Genomic DNA, 19,927 nt, shown 5'->3' on the forward strand with positions numbered 1-19,927 from the left:
GGGCGCCCCGCCGATCGGCCCGCCACCGTGGACGCCCCGCCGAGGACATCCGCTCGCGCCCCCGCGCGACGCGGGATGTCGCGCCGCCGCGCCCGCGCGCTTCGTTAACTTCCGCCCGAACTCCGCCCGCCGAGCCCGCGCGCCTCGCCTGCGACGCGCAAGGCCCGTTCCGGGCTCGCGGCCCGCCCCGGCGAGGCGGCGGGAGGTCAGCCGACCCGCACCCGCCAGATCTCCTCGGCGTATTCCCGCATGGTGCGGTCGGACGAGAACCAGGCCGTGCGGGCGGTGTTGAGGATCGCCGCGCGCCACCAGCTGCGTCGGCGCACCCAGGCCGCGTCGACCTCGCGCTGCACCCGCCAGTAATCGTCGAAGTCGGCAGTGAGCAGGAAGCGGTCGCCGCGGGTCAGCTCGTCGACCAGGGGACGGAAGCGGCCCGGCTCGCCGGGCGAGAAGCCGCCGGCGCCGATCACGTCGAGCGCCGCCCGCAGGCGCGGCGAGGCCGCGATGGCGCGCTCGGCGTAGCCGTCCTGCGCCTTCGTGCGCTGCACGCCCGCCGCGTCGAGGCCGAAGATGAAGATGTTGTCGGCCCCGACGTGGTCCTTGATCTCGATGTTGGCGCCGTCGAGCGTGCCGATGGTGAGGGCGCCGTTCAGCGCCAGCTTCATGTTGCCGGTGCCGGACGCCTCGAGACCCGCGGTCGAGATCTGCTCCGACAGATCGGCCGCCGGGATGATCGCCTCGGCGAGGCTCACCGAGTAGTTCGGCACGAACGCCACCGTCAGGCGGCCCGCCACGTCCGGGTCGGCGTTGACGCGCTTGGCCACGTCGCTGGCGAGGCGGATGATCAGCTTGGCCTGGTGGTAGCTCGGCGCCGCCTTGCCGGCGAAGAGCTTGACCCGGGACGGCCAGTCGCGGTGCGGCTCGGCCTTGATCGCCTGGTAGAGCGCCACGGTCTCCAGGATGTTCAGGAGCTGGCGCTTGTACTCGTGGATGCGCTTGATCTGGACGTCGAACAGCGCCTCGGGGTCGAGGGTGATGCCGGTCCGGTCCTGCACCACCCGGGCCAGGGCCTCCTTGCGCTCGCGGCGCACCGCCGCGTAGCGGTCCTGGAAGCCCGCATCCTCCGCGACGGCGGCGAGGCCCGCGAGGTGGGACGGATCGTCGAGGACCCGCGGCCCCACCGCCTCGACGGCGAGCCGGGTCAGGCCCGGATTGGCGTTGTGGAGCCAGCGCCGGAAGGTGATGCCGTTGGTCTTGTTGACGATCTTGTCGGTGTCGAGGGCGTGGAGCGGCGCGAACACGGTCTGGCGCATCAGCTCCGTGTGCAGGGCCGAGACGCCGTTCACCCGGCGTGCGCCCAGGAAGGCGAGGTGGCCCATCCGCACGCGCTTGCCGTGGCTCTCCTCGATCAGCGAGACCTCGGCGAGGTAGCCCGCGTCAGTGCCGCGGTGCCGGGACACCTCCTCGAGGTGCATCCAGTTGATCAGGTAGATGATCTGCATGTGGCGCGGCAGCAGCCGCTCCATGAGCTCGACGGGCCAGGTCTCCAGCGCCTCGGGCATCAGGGTGTGGTTCGTGTAGCCGAGCGTGTGGGTGGTGACGTGCCAGGCGTCCTCCCAGGAGAGGCCGTGCTCGTCGACGAGGAGGCGCATCAGCTCCGGCACCGCGATGGCCGGGTGGGTGTCGTTGAGCTGGATCGCGGCGTGGTCGGGCAGCGAGCGCAGGTCGCCGCGCTCGGCGACGTGGCGCCGCACGAGGTCCTGGAGCGACGCGGAGGTGAAGAAGAACTCCTGGCGCAGGCGCAGCTCCTGCCCGGCCGGGGTGCCGTCGCTCGGGTAGAGCACGCGGGAGATCGCCTCGGCCCGGGCCCGGTCCGACACGGCGCCGACGTGGTCGCCGGCGTTGAAGCGCGCGAGGTCCACGGGCTCGCAGGCCCGCGCCGACCACAGCCGCAGGGCGTTGACGTGCCGGCCCCCGCGGCCGACCACCGGGGTGTCGTACGGCACGGCGCGCACGGCCTCGGCCGGGCGCCAGGCCCGGCGCAGCGAGCCGTCGGCCTGGACGGTCATCGCCACCTCGCCCCCGAAGCCGACCGTGCAGGCGGACTCGATCCGCTCGAACTCCCAGGGGTTGCCCTCGGCGAGCCAGGTCTCCGGCACCTCCCGCTGCACGCCGTCGTCGATCAGCTGCCGGAACAGGCCGTGATCGTAGCGGATGCCGTAGCCGTAGGCCGGGATGGCGAGGCTCGCCATGCTCTCCATGAAGCAGGCCGCGAGCCGGCCGAGGCCGCCGTTGCCGAGCGCCGCGTCGGGCTCGGCGTCCGAGACCGCGTCGAGGTCGACGCCGAGGCCCGCCAGCGCCGCCCGGGCGGTCGCCACGAGGTCGAGATTGCCCATCACGTCCGAGAGCAGGCGCCCGATGAGGAACTCGAGGGAGAGATAGTAGACGCGCTTGTGGGGGAACGGCGCCGTCTCCAGGCTCGCGTCGACCACGCGGTCGCGCAGCGCCAGGGCGGTGGCGGCGAACCAGTCGCGGTCCCGCGCCGTGGCGGGCGACTTGCCCAGGCCGTAGGCGAGCTTGCCCAGGATCGCGGCGCGCAGGGTCGCGACCGGGTCGGATTGCGGGACCGCGGCGGCCGCCGGCGGCTTCCATAGGGTTCGCGGCGCCTCGTCGGGCTGGGGAGCGTCGTCGCGCCGATGTCCGGCCAGGAGAACTTCGTTGAGCACCTTGGAACCCCCTTCGCTGCCGCTGGTCATCGTGTGCTGCTCCGCGCTCTGACGTCGCGTATGGCGCAGCAAACCTTTGGCCAAGTGCAGCATCGTGTGACTGCTTTGCGACTATGTCGAGACGGCCGAAGCGCTCCGGACGGAGTCTTCCGGCGTGTGGCCCCCGCGACACGTCGCACGCGAACGAGACTTGAGTTTGACGGGTCGGCCTGAAGCGAATGTGAACCGAACGCGCCCAATTGGCACCGGCATCGATCGGAGCCATCCGTCCGGAGGATGTGCACCGCTTTTCGGCGGAGCGGTTAGCGCTTCTCCACCAGGCCGTCCCCCGGGCGGCCGATCCCGTCACGCTCCGGTCGCGCGGATGCGCGAACCTCGCGGCGACCCGGCGCCGGAACTTCCGGCCCGGAAGGCCGCTTGCCTGCCGGCACGGCTCCCCGCCCGAACCGGCATATGGGTGCGGCGGCCCCCCGGCTCAACCCTCGGCCCGCCCGGAGACACGCATGCACGCTGACGTCTGGTGGAAGGCCGGAACGGTCTACCAGGTCTACCCGCGCTCGTTCCAGGACACGGACGGCGACGGCGTCGGCGACCTGCGGGGCATCGCCGCCCGGCTCGACTACCTGGCCTGGCTCGGCGTCGACGCGCTCTGGCTGTCGCCGGTCTGCCGCTCCCCGATGGCCGATTACGGCTACGACGTCTCGGATTACCGCGACATCGACCCGCTCTTCGGCACGCTCGCGGATTTTGACGCGCTGGTGGCGGAGGCGCACCGCCGGCGCCTCAAGGTGATCATGGACTTCGTGCCCAACCACACCTCCGAGGAGCATCCCTGGTTCGCCGAGAGCCGCTCCTCGCGCACGAATCCCCGGCGCGACTGGTACATCTGGCGCGACCCCGGGCCCGGCGGCGGTCCGCCGAACAACTGGATCAGCAATTTCGGGGGACCCGCCTGGACGCGCGACCCGGCGACCGGCCAGTACTACCACCACGCCTTCCTGCGCGAGCAGCCCGACCTGAACTGGCGCAACCCGGCCGTGCGGGCGGCGATGGCCGACGTGCTGCGGTTCTGGCTCGACCGCGGCGTCGACGGGTTCCGGGTCGACGTGATCTGGCACCTGATCAAGGACGCGGCGTTCCGCGACAACCCGCCGAACCCCGGCTACGTCGCCGGCGAACCCGAGATCAACCGCCTGATCCAGCTCCACTCCGCCGACCAGCCGGAGGTGATGGACGTGATCGCCGGGATGCGCGCCGTGCTGGAGGAGTACGACGACCGCGTCCTCATCGGCGAGATCTACCTGCCGCTGGAGCGCCTGGTCGCCTATTACGGCGTCGACCTGTCGGGCGCCCACCTGCCGTTCAACTTCCAGCTGATCCAGACCGCCTGGCACGCCCCCACGGTGGCGGCGCTGGTGGCGGAGTACGAGGCGGCGCTGCCCGAGGGCGGCTGGCCGAACTGGGTGCTCGGCAACCACGACCAGCCGCGCATCGCCGCCCGCGTCGGCCCGGCCCAGGCCCGGGTGGCGGCGGTGCTGCTCCTGACGCTGCGGGGCACGCCCACGCTCTACTACGGCGACGAGATCGGTCTCGGCCGCGTCCCGGTCCCGCCCGGGCGGGTGCGCGACCCCTGGGAGCGCAACGAGCCCGGCCGCGGCCGCGACCCCGCGCGCACGCCGATGCAGTGGGACCCCGGGCCGCGGGCGGGCTTCTCCACGGCGGAGCCCTGGCTCCCCCTCGACCCGCAGGCCGCGAGCCGCAACGTCGAGATCCAGAGGGACGACCCCGCCTCGATCCTGACGCTCTACCGGCGGCTCCTGTCCCTGCGGCGCGAGCACCCGGCCCTCAGCATCGGCGCCCACCGGCCCGTGGAGGTCCGCGGCGACGTCCTGGTGTACGAGCGCGTCCACGCGGACGACGTGATCCGGGTCCTGCTCAACTTCGGGCACGAGGCTTGCTTCATCCCGGCCGGCCCCGAGTGGCGCGTGCTCCTGTCGAGCGCCAGCGGCCGGATCGGCGAGACGCGGGACGGGGATCGCTTCGCACTTGCGGGAGACGAGGCCCTGGTGCTCGTCCGGGTGCCCGACCGTTCGCCCGGCTGAGACCTTGAACGTTTCCAGTACTTGCCACTTTCATGCCGGAGCTTGAGCGTCTTGTGCCGATGCGGGCGCATTTTCTCGCGCGATCGGGCGTTTTTTCTTGTGAATGACCCCCGGCGTGATATTGTGCAGTGCGGTGGAACCCGACGGGGATTCGTGCGTTGCGAGATCACGTGTACGCCGCGGCTTTGTCCGCCAGCATCCCGTCCGGCGGGCGGCATGGGGACCCATCCATGATCCTACCGGCGTCGGCGCGATCGGCTTCCCTCACGCCGGTCGTGCCGCAGGAGCGGCCCCGCGCCAGGGCCGCCGAGGCGATGCGCGGGTCGCTCAAGCCGCGCGTGCTCTACGCGACGCCGGAGATGGCGGACTTCCTCAAGACCGGCGGCCTCGGCGAGGTCGCGGCCTCCCTGCCCCGAGCCCTGCGCCAGGGCTTCGACGTCCGCATCCTGATCCCGGGCTACCGTCAGGTCGTCGAGCGCTTCGCCGAGATCCCGGTCGTGGCCCAGCTTCCCGGGGTCGCGGGCCTGCCGCCCTGCGCCATCGGCCTCGTCGAGACGGCGGACGGCCTGCCGGTCTACGTCGTCCTCAACCCCGACCTCTACGAGCGCGACGGCTCGCCCTACGGCGACCAGGGCGGCGACTTCCCCGACAACGACCTGCGCTTCGGCCGGCTCAGCCTCGCGGCGGCGGAGCTCGCCCACGGGGCCGACCCGGACTGGCGCGCCGACCTCCTCCACCTCAACGACTGGCAGACCGCCCTGGCGCCGGCCTACCTCGCCTGGCGCGGCCAGCGCACGCCGTCCGTGCTCACCATCCACAACCTCGCCTACCAGGGCCTGTTTCCCTGGGAGAACCTCGGCCGCCTCGGCGTGCCGGAGAGCGCCTTCCAGATCGACGGCGTCGAGTTCTACGGCAAGCTCTCGTTCCTGAAGGCCGGCCTGTTCTACGCCTCGCACGTCACCACGGTGAGCGAGACCTACGCGCACGAGATCACCACCCCGGAATTCGGCTGCGGCCTCGACGGCCTGCTGCGCACCCGCGCCCACCAGGGCCGGCTCGCCGGCATCCTGAACGGCATCGACGAGGTCTGGGATCCGCGCACCGACCCGCACCTCGCCACCCCGTTCGAGCCTGACGACTGGAAGGGCAAGCGCGCCAACGCCGACGCGGTGCGCCAGCGGTTCGGCCTCGGCGTCTCCCGCGGGCCGCTCTTCGCCATCGTGTCCCGCCTCGTCCACCAGAAGGGCGTCGACCTGACCCTGGCGGCGGCGGAATCCATCGTCGCCGAGGGCGGCCAGCTCGTGGTGACGGGCCAGGGCGAGAGCCGGTTCGAGGCCGCGTTCCTCGACCTCGCCCGGCGCCACCCCGGCGCCGTCGGCGTGCGGGTCGGCTTCGAGGAGACCGACGCGCACCGCATGTTCGCGGGCAGCGACTTCCTGCTGATGCCCTCGCGCTTCGAGCCCTGCGGCCTCGCCCAGATGTACGCCCAGCGCTTCGGCTCGCTGCCGATCGTCCACCGCACCGGCGGCCTCGCCGACACCGTCGAGGACGGCGTCACCGGCTTCACGTTCGGCGAGGCCTCCCTCAAGGGGCTCACCGGCGCGGTCCGGCGCGCCCTGGAGACCTTCACCTCCAAGCGCCGGCTGAACGCGATGCGGCGCAGCGCCATGGCGCGCAGCTTCGGCTGGGACAAGGCGGCCCACAGTTACGGCCTGCTCTACACCCGCTCGATCGGCAACGGCGCCGAGGTCCTGCGCTCGCGCGCGGCCTGAGGCTCTCCCGCGGCGGGCCCTCCGCCGCACCCGGCGATCGGCCGGCCGCGCCGCCCCCTATCCACTCCCCCGCGGGAATGCCGTACACAGCGCCGTGCGGGCCGGGCGCCGACCCGGCGCGAGGGAGCGGTGGCGGGCGATGATCGCGGGCTGGGCGGTGGTGCTGACGGCGCTCGTCTACATCTGCGCCCTGTTCGCGGTCGCCCATTGGGGCGACGTCTCCGGGCGCCGGCTGATGCGCGACGCACGGGTGCGTCCCACCATCTACGCCCTGTCGCTCGCGGTCTACTGCACCTCCTGGACCTTCTTCGGCTCGGTCGGCCTCGCCAGCCACACCGGCCTCGACTTCCTCACCATCTACGTCGGCCCGGTGCTGGTGATCGGGCTCGGCCACCGGCTGGTGGCCCGGGTCGTGCGCATCGCCAAGGCGCAGAACTCGACCTCCGTCGCCGACTTCGTCGCCGCCCGCTACGGCAAGAGCGAGCGCATCGCCGCCCTCGTCTGCCTGATCGCCATGGTCGGGGCGATCCCCTACATCGCCCTGCAATTGCGGGCGGTGGCGGCCTCGCTCCAGGTCTTCCTGCACACCACCGACGGCAGCGGCGCCCAGGCCGGGATGGCCGGGGACCTCGGCCTGTTCGTCGCCCTGGTGCTCGCCGGGTTCGCGGTGGCGTTCGGCACCCGCCACGCCGACGCCACCGAGCACCAGGACGGGCTCACCCTGGCGGTCGCCCTCGAATCGCTGGTCAAGCTCCTGGCCTTCCTGACCGTGGGCGGGTTCGTGGTGGGCTGGATGCTGCGCGACACGCCGCCCCTCGCCTCCCTCAGCCTCGCCCGGGACGCCGCGGCGCTCGCCGCCAACACCTCGGGCCCCGCGACCCTGCTGGTGCAGACCCTGCTCGCGGCCGCGGCCGTGCTGCTGCTGCCGCGCCAATTCCACATGGCGGTGGTGGAGAACCGCGCCGTGGCGGATGTGGGCCGCGCCGCCTGGACCTTCCCGCTCTACCTCGTGCTGATCAACCTGTTCGTGGTGCCGCTGGCCCTCGCCGGCCTCGCCCTGTTCCCGGACGGGACCGTGCAGCGCGACATGACCGTCCTGGCGCTGCCCCTGAGCGAGCGGGCCGACGGGGTCGCCCTCGTGGCCTTCATCGGCGGCCTCTCGGCCGCGACCGCGATGGTCATCGTCGAATCGGTGGCGGTCGCCATCATGATCTCGAACCACCTCGTGATCCCGGTGACGCTGCGGCGCCGGGCCGGCCGCTCCGGCGGGTCGGACCTCGGCAACCACGTCCTCGTCGTGCGGCGCATCGCCATCGTGGCCGTGGTGCTGGTGGCCTACGCCTACTCGCAAATCGCCGGCGAGGTCGCCCTGGCGTCGATTGGGCTCCTGTCCTTCGCGGCGGTCGCCCAGATCGGGCCGGCCTTCGTGGGGGCGCTGTACTGGCGCCGGGGCACGGGGCTCGGCGCGGCGGCCGGGCTGTCCGTCGGCCTCCTGGTCTGGGTCTACACCCTGCTCGTGCCGAGCCTCGTCACCGACGGCGGCGGCTGGGCCGCCCGCCTCCTCGACGAGGGCCCGTTCGGCGTCGCGGCCCTGAGCCCGACCGCGCTCATGGGCCTCGAGGACGTGCCGCGCCTCGTCCACGGCACGCTGTGGAGCCTCGGCCTCAACGTCCTGGCGTATGTCGGCCTCTCGCTCGTGCGCCCACCCAGCGCCATCGAGTGCCTCCAGGCCGAGGCCTTCGGCCATGCCGCGGGGCCGGGCGCGCCGAGCTTCCGGCTCTTCCGGGCCGTGGTCACGGTGGCGGAATTGCGCGCCACCGTGGCGCGCTTCCTCGGCGAGGAGCGGGCCGCCCGGGCCTTCGAGGAGTTCGCCCAGGCGCAGGGGCGCGGCCCGGTCCCGGCCGCGGCGGTGGCCGGGCTGCCGGAACTGCGCCACGCCGAGCACCTCCTCGCCTCGGCGATCGGGGCCGCCTCGGCGCGGCTCGCCCTGTCGCTGCTGCTGCGGCGGCGCAACGTCTCGCCCCAGGCCGCGCTCAAGCTCCTCGACGACGCCTCGGCGGTCTTCCAGTACAGCCGCGACATCCTCCAGCACGGGCTCGACCACGCGGGTCAGGGCATCACGGTCTTCGACCGCGACATGAAGCTGATCGCCTGGAACCGGGCGTTCGCGGACCTCTACGACCTGCCCCCGGACATGATCCAGACGGGGATCGGGCTCGAGGAGATCGTGCGCTTCAACGCCGGGCGCGGCGCCTACGGCGACCGCGACGCCGACGCGCTGGTGCGCGAGCGCATCGCCGCCTTCCGGCAGGAGGCCGGGCCCCAGCGCCTGCGCCTGCACCCGAGCGGCCGGGTGATCGAGATCCGCGCCAACGTGCTGCCGAACGGCGGCGTCGTCGCGACCTACACGGACGTCACCGAGTCCGTGGCCGCCGAGGAGGCGCGCACCCGCCTCAACGAGGAGCTGGAGAGCCGCGTCCGGGAGCGGACCGAGGAGCTCACCCGGCTCAACGCCGCCCTCACCCGGGCCACGACCGCGGCCGAGGCGGCCAACGCGTCGAAGACCCGGTTCCTCGCCGCGGCGAGCCACGACATCCTGCAGCCCCTCAACGCGGCCCGGCTCTACGCCACGGCCCTGGTCGAGCGCGACCGCGCCACCGACCCGACCCTCGCCGAGAACGTCGACGCCTCCCTGGACGCGGTCGAGGAGATCCTGACGGCCCTCCTCGACATCTCGCGCCTCGACAGCGGGGCCCTGAAGCCGCAGCTCTCGATCGTCCCGGTGGCGGAGCTGTTCCGCCAGGTCCAGCGCGAGTTCGGGCCGACCGCGCGGGAGAAGGGCCTCGTCCTCAAGGTCATGCCCTGCTCCCTCGCCATCCGCTCGGACCGCTCGCTCCTGCGGCGCCTGCTCCACAACCTCGTGTCGAACGCCATCAAGTACACGCCGCGGGGCCGGGTGCTCGTGGGCGCGCGCCGGCGCGGCGGCCACGTCGTCCTGACGGTCTGCGACACCGGGCTCGGCATCCCGGCCTCGAAGCAGAAGGTAGTGTTCCGGGAGTTCCAGCGCCTCGACCAGGGCGCGCGGGTCGCCCGCGGCCTCGGCCTCGGCCTCTCCATCGTCGAGCGGACCGCCCGCCTGCTCGACCATCCGGTCGCGCTCGCCTCGCGGCCCGGCCACGGCTCGGCCTTCTCCGTCACGGTGCCGCGCACCCAGGCCAAGCCCGCCCCCGAGGCCGCCGGCGAGGCGCCGCGGCCGGAAGCCGTCACGCTCGCCGGGCTCACCGTGCTGGCGGTCGACAACGAGCCCGCCATCGTCGACGGGATGCGGACGCTGCTCGCGCGCTGGGGTTGCGCCGTCCACACCGCCGGCTCGCTCAGCGAGGCGGTCGCGCGGGTGCTCGCCGGCGCCTGCCGGCCGGACGTGATCGTGGCCGACTACCACCTCGACCAGGGCCAGGGCCTCGACCTGATCGCCTCCCTGCGCGCCGCCCTGGCGGCCGACATTCCGGCGGTGCTCCTCACCGCCGACCGCTCGCCCGCCGTGCGGGAGGCGGCGGCGGCGCAGCGGGTGCACGTGCTGAACAAGCCGCTCAAGCCCGCCGCCCTCCGGGCCCTGATGACGCAGTGGCGCGCCCTGCGCGTCGCCGCCGAGTGAGGCCGGTCGGGGTTTGCGGCGCGCTCCCCCGCGCCGGACCGGCGGCGAGGTCGGAGCGCCCCTAGAGCATTGTCCGGCGAAGTGGACACCGGTTCGCCGCAGACAATGCGGCGGAATCAACAACCTGGAGCAGCGGCCGATTGCAGCGTGATTTGATGCTGCTCTAGTGGCGCACCCACATCACCCGCGCCATCCAGGCGACGTCGGTGGCGAGCAGCACGCGGTCGGGCCCGCCCGGCCCCGGCACGCGGAGCTCGGCCGCCCGGGCGGTGCCGCGCCCGAGCTCCGCCGCCAGGATCGCGCCGCCGTCGAGGCACGCCACCACCCGGTCGCCCTCGCGCAGGCGCGCGGTCGCGCAGACCACCAGCACGTCGCCGTCGCGGTAGAGCGGGTTGAGCGAGCCGCCCTGGACCGCGATGGCGAAGCAGGGCTCGCGGCCGAGATCCGGAAACTCCATCGCCTCCCAGCCCCGGCCGCCGCCCGGGAGCCCGTCGGCGCCGATCCGCCCGACCGCGTGCGCGCTGCCGATCAGCGGCAGCGCGGTGCGGGCGCTCCGGTCCCGCGGCTCGACGAGGCGCAGGAACTCGTCGAGGCTCGCGCCCGTGGCGGCCAGGACCTTGGCCAGCGATTCCGTCGAGGGCCAGCGCTTGCGCCCGTCGCGGCCGACGCGCTTTGAGCGATTGAAGCTGGTCGCGTCGAGCCCGGCCCGCCGGGCGAGCCCGGAGGCCGTCAGGTTGTGGCGCTCGGCCAGGTGGTCGATGGCCGACCAGATCCGGTCGTGGGACAGCATGATGACAGGACCTGAAGCCCGTGGCCTTCCTGGTGAGACTAACAAATGTAAACTACCTGACGTTCGCGGAAAGGCAACGCCGTTGCGGGTCCGGGCGGGCGCGGCTATCCGGTCCCGGCTGGGCGACTGCCGCCACCCGCCGGGCCCCTCGCCCCGATCCAGGAATCCCGCCATGACCCTCGTCTACAAGATCTGCCCGGCCGCTTCCTGGCGCGACGCCGAGGCGGCCGGCCGGTTCGCAGGCGCCCCGGTCGACCTCGCCGACGGCTACATCCACCTCTCGGATGCCGGGCAGGTGCGCGAGACCGCCGCCCGGCACTTCGCCGGCATGGACGACCTGGTCCTGGTCGCGGTCGCCGCCGAGGCGCTCGGCGAGGCCCTGCGCTACGAGCCGTCCCGCGGCGGCGCCCTGTTCCCCCACCTCTACGGAGTGCTGCCGCTCGCGGCGGTGCGGGCGGTGTCGCCCCTGCCGCGGGGGCCGGACGGCGTGCATCGCTTCCCCGAGAGCCTCGGGGCCTGACCCGCCGTGCTCGCCGCCCTGTTCCCCCTCGCCCGGCCGCTGCTCCACGCCCTCGACGCCGAGACGGCCCACGCGCTGACGCTGCGGACCCTCGCGCACCTGCCGCCGGGCCCGGCCCGGCCCGACGACCCGCGCCTCGGCGTCGGCGTCCTCGGCCGGCACTTCCCGAACCCGGTCGGGCTCGCGGCCGGGTTCGACAAGGGCGCCGAGGTGCCCGACGCGCTCCTGCGGCTCGGCTTCGGCTTCGTCGAGGTCGGCGGCGTGGTGCCCCGGCCGCAGCCCGGCAACGCGCGGCCCCGGGTCTTCCGCCTGCCGGCGGACGGCGCCGTGATCAACCGCTTCGGCCTCAACAGCGAGGGACTGGAGGTGGTGCGCGCCCGGCTCGCCGCCCGGCGGGGCCGGCCCGGCCTCGTCGGGGTGAATATCGGCGCCAACAAGGATTCCGCCGACCGAATCGCCGACTACGTCGCCTGCACGCGGAGCCTGGCCGGCCTCGTGGACTTCCTCACCGTCAACGTCTCGTCGCCCAACACGCCCGGCCTGCGCGACCTCCAGGGCGAGGCCTTCCTCGACGACCTGCTCGCCCGGGTGATCGAGGCCCGCGACGCGGCGGCCGGGGCGGCCCGGCCCGCCGTGCTGCTCAAGATCGCCCCCGACATCGGCCTCGACACCCTCGACGCCATCGCGGCGACGGCCCTGCGGCGGGGCATCGACGCCCTCGTGGTCTCGAACACCACCGTGGCGCGGCCGGCGAGCCTCACGGGGGCCGCGCGGGCGCAGACCGGCGGGCTGTCCGGCCGGCCGCTGTTCTCGCCCTCGACGCGACTCCTCGCCGAGGCCTACCGCCGGGTCGGGGCGGGGCTGCCGCTGGTGGGGGTCGGGGGCATCGACTCGGCGGAGGCGGCCTGGATCAAGATCCGCGCCGGCGCGAGGCTGCTGCAGCTCTACTCCGCCCTCGTCTACGCCGGCCCCGGCCTCGTCGCCGACATCAAGGCGGGCCTGCTGCGGCACCTCGCGCGCGACGGCGCCCCCGACCTGTCCGCGGCGGTCGGGCGGGACGCCGAGGTCCTGGCGCGCACGGCGTGAGGGGAGCGCCCGCGCGTGCGCATCCCCGGCGTACGGGACCCGGCCCGCCACCCTAGCCGCGCGGGTTCGTCGGTTCGGTGCGGCGGCCGACCACCGTGTAGCAGAGCTGCCGGCGGCCGAGGACGAGCTGGTGGTGGTAGGTCACCGCCGATTCGCCGAAGCCCAGGATGCGCAGGAATTCCTGGATCGTCGCGGGCGCGAACACCCACCAGGCCTCGAAGCGGGCCCGGCTGGCCGCCCGGGGCAGCAGGAACATCGGCAGGCCGACGCGCCGGCGCAGGTAGCGCACGAACCGGTAGGGCCGCGGCAGGATCTCGGTCACCACCAGGGTCTCGCGCGTGAGCCGGGCGGCGCTCTGGAGGACGCTGAACGGGTCGCGCATCCGCACCAGCGTGGTGCCGAACACCGCGACGTCCACCGGGCCGAGCGCCAGGGGGATCGCGTAGAACGAGCCCCGCGCGAGGCGCGCCCGCGAGCCGAGGGCGGCGTGGGAGAGCCAGTAGGCGTCCTCGATCCGGTCGAGGTGGTTGCGGAGCTCCCCCTCGAAGTCGCCGCGGTCGAGGCCCGGGAACGGCACCACGTCCCAGGGCTCGGACTGCGCCAGGTCGTAGGAGACCACCTCCGCCCCGGCCGCCTCCATGGCGAAGCTGAGGAAGCCGCTGGTGGTGCCGACGTCGAGCGCGCGCTTGCCCGCGAAGGCGACGTGGCCGAGATAATCCACGATGCCGGCCCGGAGGTCCCACCCGCCCGGGACCGCGCCGTAGCCCGGAAGGTCGATGGCGTGGTGGAACACGCAGGAACCGAGGTCCGTGACCGGCCGGGGCACCGCGTAGAGGCCGTCCCCTCTGGGGTGCGCCGCATCCATCCCGTCGCGTCTCCGCCGCCCGGGCTCCCGCGCCCGCCGCGGCCGTTCCTAATCACCATTCCAGCCCGTCACAATCCGGGCGGCGTCCCGGACGCGTCCGGGGGGCGCCCCTCCCGGTAGGCGGGCAGGCCGTCCGGGATCGTGACCCAGGCGAGCTTGCGCGAGACCCAGGTGTGGTCCCGCGGCGGCAGGCTGTCGGGCGCGTCGAGGCTCGCGGTCGTGACGTCGATCGCGTCCGGCTGGGCGTCGCTCACGAAGGCGAGCTGCGTGCCGCAGGTCGGGCAGAAGCTGCGCGTCCCGACCGCGCTCGAGCGGAAGCGCGTCGGCGTGCCGGCCGTGAAGCGGAAGCCCGTGCGCGGCAGCGTGATCCAGCCGACATGCGGCGCCCCCGTGGTGCCCCGGCAGGCCCGGCAGTGGCAGGCGGTGAGGTGCCGGGGCGTCCCCTCGGCGGCGTAGCGCACGGCCCCGCAGTAGCAGCCGCCCTGGATCATCGCGTCGCCTCCGAAGGCCTGGAGAGGGAGAGGTCGGCGGAACGCCGCGGCGGGAAGGTCGCGGCGGCGAGCCGCGGGTAGAGGGCCGCCTGCCCGATCCCCCGGGCGGCCAGGAAGGCCAGCATCGCCAGCCACAGGCCGGTGTTGCCGTAGCCGCGGGCGACCAGGAGCACGGCGACGTCCGCGGCGAGCGCGGCCAGCATCAGGTTGCGCATCGGCCGCGTCCAGGTCGCCCCGATGTAGACGCCGTCGAACGCGAAGGCCGCCGCGGCGACGAGGGGCGTGAGCGCCGCGAAGGGCAGGTAGTCGCGCGCGAAGGCCCGCACCTCCGCGTGGGTGGTGACGGCGTCGATGAACGCCGCCCCGCCGACGAGGAAGACCGTCGACACGGCGAGGCCGAAGCCGACGCACCAGCGTAGCGCGAGGCGCACCGCGGTGCGAAAGCCCGCCTCGTCCCGGGCGCCGAGGGCCTGCCCGCACAGGACCTCGGCGGCGGTCGCGAAGCCGTCGAGGAAGAAGCTGCCGACGAGGAAGAGGTTCTGAAGCACCGCGTTGGCGGCCAGCGGCACGTCGCCGGCCCGCGCGCCGAGGGCCGAGAACAGCCCGAAGGCCGCGATGATCGCGAGCGTGCGCACCATCACGTCGCCGTTCACCGCCAGCATCCGCCGCAGGCCCGCCCGCTCGAGGATGTCGGCCCGCGCCACCCGCCAGGGCCGGGCGCCGAGGCGGCGCAGCACCGCGAGGCCGAGCACGGTGCCGGCCACCTCGGCCAGCACCGCCGCGAGGGCCGCCCCGGCGATCCCGAGGTGCAGCCCGAGCACGAGGCCGAGGGTCAGCGCCACGTTCACGAGGTTGATGGCGACCTGGAGGCCGAGGCCGAGGTCGGTGCGCCCCCGCCCCAGGGTCGAGCCCAGGATGGCGTAGTTCGCGAGCGTGAAGGGCGACGAGAGGATCCGGACGCCGAAGTAGCTCGAGAGCGCCGCCGTCACGGCCGGGCTGGCGCCCGCCAGCGCCAGGGCCCCCGCGCCCAGCGGCGCCTGGAGCGCCACCAGGGCGAGGCCGACCGCCACCGCGACGGCGAGCGCCCGGGCGAGGGTGCGGTCGACCTCGCCCGTGTCCCCCGCCCCCGCCGCCTGGGCGGTGAGACCGGCGGTCGCCATCCTGAGGGCGCCGAAGGTCCAGAACAGGTAGTCGAAGATCACGGCGCCGAGGGCGAGGGCGCCCAGGAGGGCGGCGTCCCCGAGCCGCCCGATCACGGCCGCCCCGACGATGCCGAGGAGCGGCGTCGTGACGTTCGCCAGGGTGATCGGCAGGGAGAGCGCGAGCACGCGGCGGCTCGTCACCGCCGGGGCGGCCGGGGCGTGAGGCGGCATCGCGGGCGCCGTCAGCGGCCGTTCGCGAACAGGCGCGACAGCAGCCAGAGCGGCAGCACCACCACGGCACCGGCGGCAAACCAGCGCCCGGCGTCGTGGAAGGTCGAGAGTCCGAGGTCGATCAGCGTCCGCGCGGTCTCGTAGGCGTGGGCGAACAGCGTCGTCGGCGTGACGCCGACCATCGCCATGCCGGCGCCCACGAGCAGCGACAGGAACACGAGGCGCACCAGCACGCCGGCGGGGGAGCCGCCGAGGAAGCGGTGCAGCTCGGAGGTCCGCCGCTGGGGCCGGAACGGATGGGCGGCCTCGGGATCGACGTCCGCGCGCGGATCGTGCGGGCCGCCGGGCGGGCGGCGGAATCTCGGATCGCTCATGCTTCCTCGCGGATGACCGTTGCGGATTTGCCACATTCACCCGAAAGCCGGGCCGGCCTGACGCATTGCACGGTTTGGCAACGCGCGCGTGAGATGGCAACCTCCGCCGGGCATCCCAAGATGCGAGGGTCGGAACTCCGCCCGGATCGTGACGCCGAGGCACCCTGCCGCACCCCTGCGGCCGGGTGGCGACGAGATGAAGTAGAATGATCGATCACGCGCTCTTCGACCCCGCGAAGGCCGACCCCGACGCGGAGCGGCTCAACCAGTCCATCATCGCCGCCCAGGCGCAGGCGCCGGACCCCTGGTCCATGCCCGTCGCGGAGGTGCGCGAGCGCCGCCGGCGCGGCAGCATCGCCTACCCGGCCATGCCCCGCAGCGCCCGGGCCGAGACCATCACGATCCCGGGACCCGGCGGCGACCTGGCGCTCCGGGTGATCCGGCCGCAGCGCAAGGCCCGGGGCGCCTACCTGCACGTCCACTCGGGCGGCTGGGTCTGGGGCGCGGCCGACGAGCAGGATCCCTGGCTCGAGCGCATCGCCGACCGCTGCGGCTTCGTCTGCGTCTCGGTGGCCTACCGCCTCGCGCCCGAGAACCCCTACCCGGCGCCCATCGACGATTGCGAGGCGGCCGCGCTCTGGCTGCACGCCGAGGGCCGCAAGCTGTTCGGGGTCGAGGCGCTGACGATCGGGGGCGAGTCCGTCGGCGCGCACCTGAGCGTGATGACGCTCCTGCGCCTGCGCGACCGGCACAACCTGCGGAAGGCCTTCCGGGGCGCCAACCTGTTCTCGGGCCTCTACGACCTCGGCGTCACGGCGAGCGCCCGGATCTGGGGCGAGGAGCGCCTCGTGCTCAATTCCCGGGACGTGCGCCGCTTCGCCGACGGCTTCGTGCCCGAGGGCGTGGCGCGCCGCTCGCCCGACGTCTCGCCCCTCTACGCCGACCTCAAGGGCCTGCCCCCGGCCCTGTTCTCGGTCGGCACGCGGGACCCGCTCCTCGACGACACCCTGTTCATGTCGATGCGCTGGGCCGCGGCCAACAACGGCGGCTACACCGCCGTCTACACCGGCGGCTGCCACGTCTTCATCCGCTACCCCATCGCCATGACCCAGCGGGCCCTGGAGCTGATCGAGCGCTTCCTGATGGCCCTGGCGTGAGCCGGGCCCGGCGCCCGGCCGCGGGCTCGTGCCGCGCCGCACCCGGCGGCGCGCGATGACGCGGCCGGCTCCCGCCGGCACGCCGCCGGATGCCGGGTCGCCGCGGGCCGCCTACGCGCTCCTCACCCTCACGGCGCTCCTGTGGGCCGGCAACGCCGTGGCGAGCAAGTGGGCGGTCGGCGCGGTCTCGCCCCAGGCCCTGACGGGCCTGCGCTGGGCGATCGCCTGCACGCTGCTCGCGGGCCTCGCCGGCCGCCAGATCGTGCGCGAGTGGAGCGCCCTCGCGCCCCACTGGCGCCGCATCCTCCTGATGGGCGGCTTCGGCTACACCCTGTTCAACGGCCTCTACTACGCGGCCGGGGCGTACACGAGCACGGTCAACCTCGTGCTCTTCCAGGGCTCGATCCCGGTCCTGGTGATCCTCCTGAACTTCGCGGTCTACCGGCACGCCGTGAGCCTCGGCCAGGCCGCCGGCGTCACCCTCACGCTCGCGGGCGTCGTCCTGGCGGCCAGCCACGGCGACGGCGCCGTGCTGCGCGAGCTCGCGTTCAACCGCGGCGACCTCCTCCTCGTCGTCGCCTGCCTGCTCTACGCCGGCTACACGGTCGCCCTGCCGTCGCGCCCCCGGGTGTCGGGCCTCGTGTTCTTCTCCGCCATGGCGGTGGCGGCCTGGCTGACCTCGCTCCCCCTGATGGCCGCCGAATGGGCGAGCGGCCGGCTGGTCTGGCCCGGCGCGACGGGGTGGGCCCTCATCGCCTTCACGGCCCTCGGCCCCTCGCTCGCGGCCCAGCTCGCCTTCATGCGCGGCGTCGAGATGATCGGGCCGAACCGCGCCGGCCTGTTCGTGAACCTGGTTCCGGTGTTCGGGGCGCTACTCGCCGTGCTGCTGGTCGGAGAGCCGTTCGGGGCGACCGAGGGCCTGGCGCTCGCGCTCGTCGTGGGCGGCATCGCGGTCGCCGAGGCCTTCGGGCGCCGCCGCGCCGGATAGGGCGGGAAGCCGCCCTATCCCGGTCGGGCGCCGGCACGGCCCCGTCCGGCGCCGGCCGGTCCCTACTCCACGCCGGCCGGCGGCCTGAGGGTCGCGCCGATGCGCGAGGACGCGATCACCGCCTGGGTGCGGCTCTCGACGCCGAGCTTCTGGAGGATGGCCGAGACGTGCGCCTTCACGGTGGCCTCGGAGACGCCGAGCTCGTAGGCGATCTGCTTGTTGAGCAGCCCCTCGGAAAGCATCATCAGCACCCGCACCTGCTGCGGCGTCAGGGTGGCGAGGCGGCGCATCAGGTCGGCCGTCTCCTTGTCCTCGGAGGCGGAGAGCTCGATGTCCGGCGGGACCCAGGTGCCGCCGGCCAGCACCTGCCGGATCGCCTCGCCGATCTGGTCGATGTCAAGGGATTTCGGGATGAAGCCCGCGGCGCCGAAATCGAGGGCGCGCCGGATCACCACCGGGTCCTCGTTGGCCGAGACGATCACCACGGGCAGCGCCGGGTGCTGCGCCCGCAGGTAGATCAGTCCCGAGAAGCCCTGCACGCCCGGCATGGTGAGGTCGAGGAGCACGAGGTCGACCTCCGGCTCCTGGTCGAGGTGCGCCGTCAGCGCCTCGAGCCCGCTCGCCTCGACGATGCGGGCGCCGGGCAGGAGCGTCGTCACGGCGCCCCGCAGGGCGCCCCGGAACAGCGGGTGGTCGTCCGCAACGACGATGGTGGTCTCGGAACCCAACGAAGCCTCACGCGCCGGACTGTTCTCGCGGCCGAACCGGGCCACTCCACGCGGTCGGCACCCCGGCCGCAAGAGCCGGTCGCCGGCGATCAACAGCGAACTCCGCCGCGAGCTTAGACCCTCGCACGGCCGCGGACAATTTCGCCCGGGGCGCCGCGCGGGCGGATGCCTCCGTCCGCGCCCCCGGGCAGGCTGCCCCGGCCGGAATCAGACCGCGAAGCTGACGCCGGACACGATCAGCAGGATGTTGATCATCATCGAGAAGTGGGCGTCGGACAGCCGCCGGTAGACCTCCATGCCGAGGGCCGTTCCGATGAGCGAGCCCGGCACGCAGAGCAGACCGGCCCAGTCGGACCCCGGGTTCCCGCCCGGCGAGGCGTGGACGAGCGTGATCGCCAGCAGCGCCGCCACCTGCATGATCAGGATGAACGGCTGGAACACGGCCCGCTGCCGGCTCTTGCTCCACCCCTTGAAGCTGCACCAGATCGTCACGAAGGCTCCGGGGAAGCCGAGGGCGCCGCCCGTGATCCCGCCGAGGAAGCCCGACGCCACGTCGAGGGCGACGGGCTGGCGCCTGATGACCACGGGCCGCCGCACCAGCATGAAGCCGCCGTAGGCGATCAGGAAGATGCCGAGCCCGTGCACGTAGCTGGCGCGCGCGACGTTGAGCAGGAGCCAGACCCCGAGGGGCAGGCCGGCGAGGCCGCCCAGCAGGAACGTCGAGACGGTACGCCAGTCGACGTCCCGGCGGATCGCCCAGACCATCAGGGTCTGGTTGGCCACGCTGCAGAGGATCATCGCCTCGACGAGCTGCACCTGATCCGTCGCGAGGTGGAAGACGATCGCCCCGCAAATGGCCGAGAAGGCGAAGCCCGCGATGCTGGACACCGCCGAGGCGAGCGCCATCGCGATCAGGACGGACGCCGTGAGGGTCTGCCCCCGGCCCGCCACGACGAGGCAGAGGCAGAACGCCGCCAGGAGGACCGCGAGGAGGCGGCGCGACCGCGCCGGCGGAGCGGCGCCCCCGGCCGCGGGGGCGGCCCTCGGGGCGCTAGCCATGATCAGGGCGGAGCCGCGCCGCACGAGGTCCGGGGGATGCGAGGCCCGCCCGCGGCCCGAGGCCCGCCGACGGCGCGAGAGCGGCGGGCCGGCGAGGCTCTGCCCGCGGTCCCGCGGAGGGTTCCGGATCCGCGCTGGTGACGAACCAAGGTCGCATCGGCTCGATCCTCCTCGCCGGGGCCGGCGCGTCGGGACGGGCGCGGCCCGCCGGCGCCCTCGCCGCGCGCCGAGAGGGCGCGGG

Annotated in this window: 15 protein-coding genes; 7 read left to right on the top strand and 8 right to left on the bottom strand. The window is 74.0% G+C overall.

Annotated features, from left to right (window positions below; genetic code table 11):
- Nucleotides 1-206: 206 nt before the first annotated feature.
- Nucleotides 207-2,726: a glycogen/starch/alpha-glucan phosphorylase gene (locus DT057_RS13605; RefSeq protein WP_128562665.1), complete on the bottom strand. Its 2,520-nt coding sequence runs from the start codon at nt 2,724-2,726 to the stop codon at nt 207-209.
- 503 nt (nt 2,727-3,229) lie between these two features.
- Between DT057_RS13605 and DT057_RS13610 the strand changes: the two genes are divergently transcribed.
- The 3 genes from DT057_RS13610 to DT057_RS13620 all read left to right on the top strand — a co-directional run bounded on the left by DT057_RS13610 (nt 3,230) and on the right by DT057_RS13620 (nt 10,255).
- A complete protein-coding gene (locus DT057_RS13610; protein ID WP_128562645.1) occupies nt 3,230-4,828 on the top strand; it encodes an alpha-amylase family glycosyl hydrolase in 1,599 nt (532 codons plus the stop codon).
- A gap of 230 nt (nt 4,829-5,058) precedes the next feature.
- Nucleotides 5,059-6,600 (top strand): glycogen synthase GlgA, encoded by a 1,542-nt coding sequence (gene glgA / locus DT057_RS13615; RefSeq protein ID WP_128562646.1) that lies wholly within the window; start codon nt 5,059-5,061, stop codon nt 6,598-6,600.
- 139 nt (nt 6,601-6,739) lie between these two features.
- On the top strand, nt 6,740-10,255 hold the full coding sequence (locus DT057_RS13620; protein ID WP_128562647.1) for a PAS domain-containing hybrid sensor histidine kinase/response regulator: 3,516 nt from the start codon (nt 6,740-6,742) through the stop codon (nt 10,253-10,255).
- Nucleotides 10,256-10,418: 163 nt separating this feature from the next.
- On the opposite strand, the gene DT057_RS13625 is transcribed toward DT057_RS13620, so the two are convergent.
- Nucleotides 10,419-11,045: a S24 family peptidase gene (locus tag DT057_RS13625; protein WP_128562648.1), complete on the bottom strand. Its 627-nt coding sequence runs from the start codon at nt 11,043-11,045 to the stop codon at nt 10,419-10,421.
- Nucleotides 11,046-11,217: 172 nt separating this feature from the next.
- On the opposite strand from DT057_RS13625, the gene DT057_RS13630 reads away from it, so the two are divergent.
- Both DT057_RS13630 and DT057_RS13635 read left to right on the top strand, forming a co-directional pair.
- Nucleotides 11,218-11,565, top strand: coding sequence for a DUF952 domain-containing protein (locus DT057_RS13630; protein ID WP_128562649.1), 348 nt, complete (start codon nt 11,218-11,220; stop codon nt 11,563-11,565).
- Between the two features lie 6 nt (nt 11,566-11,571).
- A complete protein-coding gene (locus DT057_RS13635) occupies nt 11,572-12,651 on the top strand; it encodes a quinone-dependent dihydroorotate dehydrogenase (protein ID WP_128562650.1) in 1,080 nt (359 codons plus the stop codon).
- 52 nt (nt 12,652-12,703) lie between these two features.
- Here DT057_RS13635 and DT057_RS13640 read toward each other — a convergent pair whose 3' ends face one another.
- The 4 genes from DT057_RS13640 to DT057_RS13655 form a co-directional block, all read right to left on the bottom strand.
- A complete protein-coding gene (locus DT057_RS13640; protein ID WP_128562651.1) occupies nt 12,704-13,516 on the bottom strand; it encodes a class I SAM-dependent methyltransferase in 813 nt (270 codons plus the stop codon).
- Between the two features lie 68 nt (nt 13,517-13,584).
- Nucleotides 13,585-14,007, bottom strand: a complete 423-nt coding sequence (locus tag DT057_RS13645; protein ID WP_128562652.1) for a GFA family protein — start codon at nt 14,005-14,007, stop codon at nt 13,585-13,587.
- The gene (locus DT057_RS13650) at nt 14,004-15,380 is read right to left on the bottom strand and encodes an MATE family efflux transporter (RefSeq protein WP_128562653.1); all 1,377 of its coding nucleotides are present in this window, start codon (nt 15,378-15,380) and stop codon (nt 14,004-14,006) included. The genes DT057_RS13645 and DT057_RS13650 overlap by 4 nt, the downstream gene beginning before the upstream one ends.
- A gap of 11 nt (nt 15,381-15,391) precedes the next feature.
- Nucleotides 15,392-15,754, bottom strand: coding sequence for a DUF6460 domain-containing protein (locus DT057_RS13655; RefSeq protein ID WP_128562654.1), 363 nt, complete (start codon nt 15,752-15,754; stop codon nt 15,392-15,394).
- A 206-nt stretch (nt 15,755-15,960) separates the two neighbouring features.
- Here DT057_RS13655 and DT057_RS13660 point away from each other — a divergent pair, with 206 nt between their 5' ends.
- On the top strand, nt 15,961-16,911 hold the full coding sequence (locus DT057_RS13660) for an alpha/beta hydrolase (protein WP_128562655.1): 951 nt from the start codon (nt 15,961-15,963) through the stop codon (nt 16,909-16,911).
- 55 nt (nt 16,912-16,966) lie between these two features.
- Complete coding sequence (locus DT057_RS13665) at nt 16,967-17,899, top strand: DMT family transporter (RefSeq protein WP_128562656.1); 933 nt, start codon at nt 16,967-16,969, stop codon at nt 17,897-17,899.
- Between the two features lie 62 nt (nt 17,900-17,961).
- On the opposite strand, the gene DT057_RS13670 is transcribed toward DT057_RS13665, so the two are convergent.
- The gene (locus DT057_RS13670) at nt 17,962-18,627 is read right to left on the bottom strand and encodes a response regulator (protein ID WP_128562657.1); all 666 of its coding nucleotides are present in this window, start codon (nt 18,625-18,627) and stop codon (nt 17,962-17,964) included.
- Between the two features lie 207 nt (nt 18,628-18,834).
- The gene (locus DT057_RS13675) at nt 18,835-19,686 is read right to left on the bottom strand and encodes a sulfite exporter TauE/SafE family protein (protein WP_162501398.1); all 852 of its coding nucleotides are present in this window, start codon (nt 19,684-19,686) and stop codon (nt 18,835-18,837) included.
- Between the last annotated feature and the right edge of the window lie 241 nt (nt 19,687-19,927).

The organism is Methylobacterium crusticola, from assembly GCF_003574465.1.
Classification (GTDB): domain Bacteria; phylum Pseudomonadota; class Alphaproteobacteria; order Rhizobiales; family Beijerinckiaceae; genus Methylobacterium; species Methylobacterium crusticola.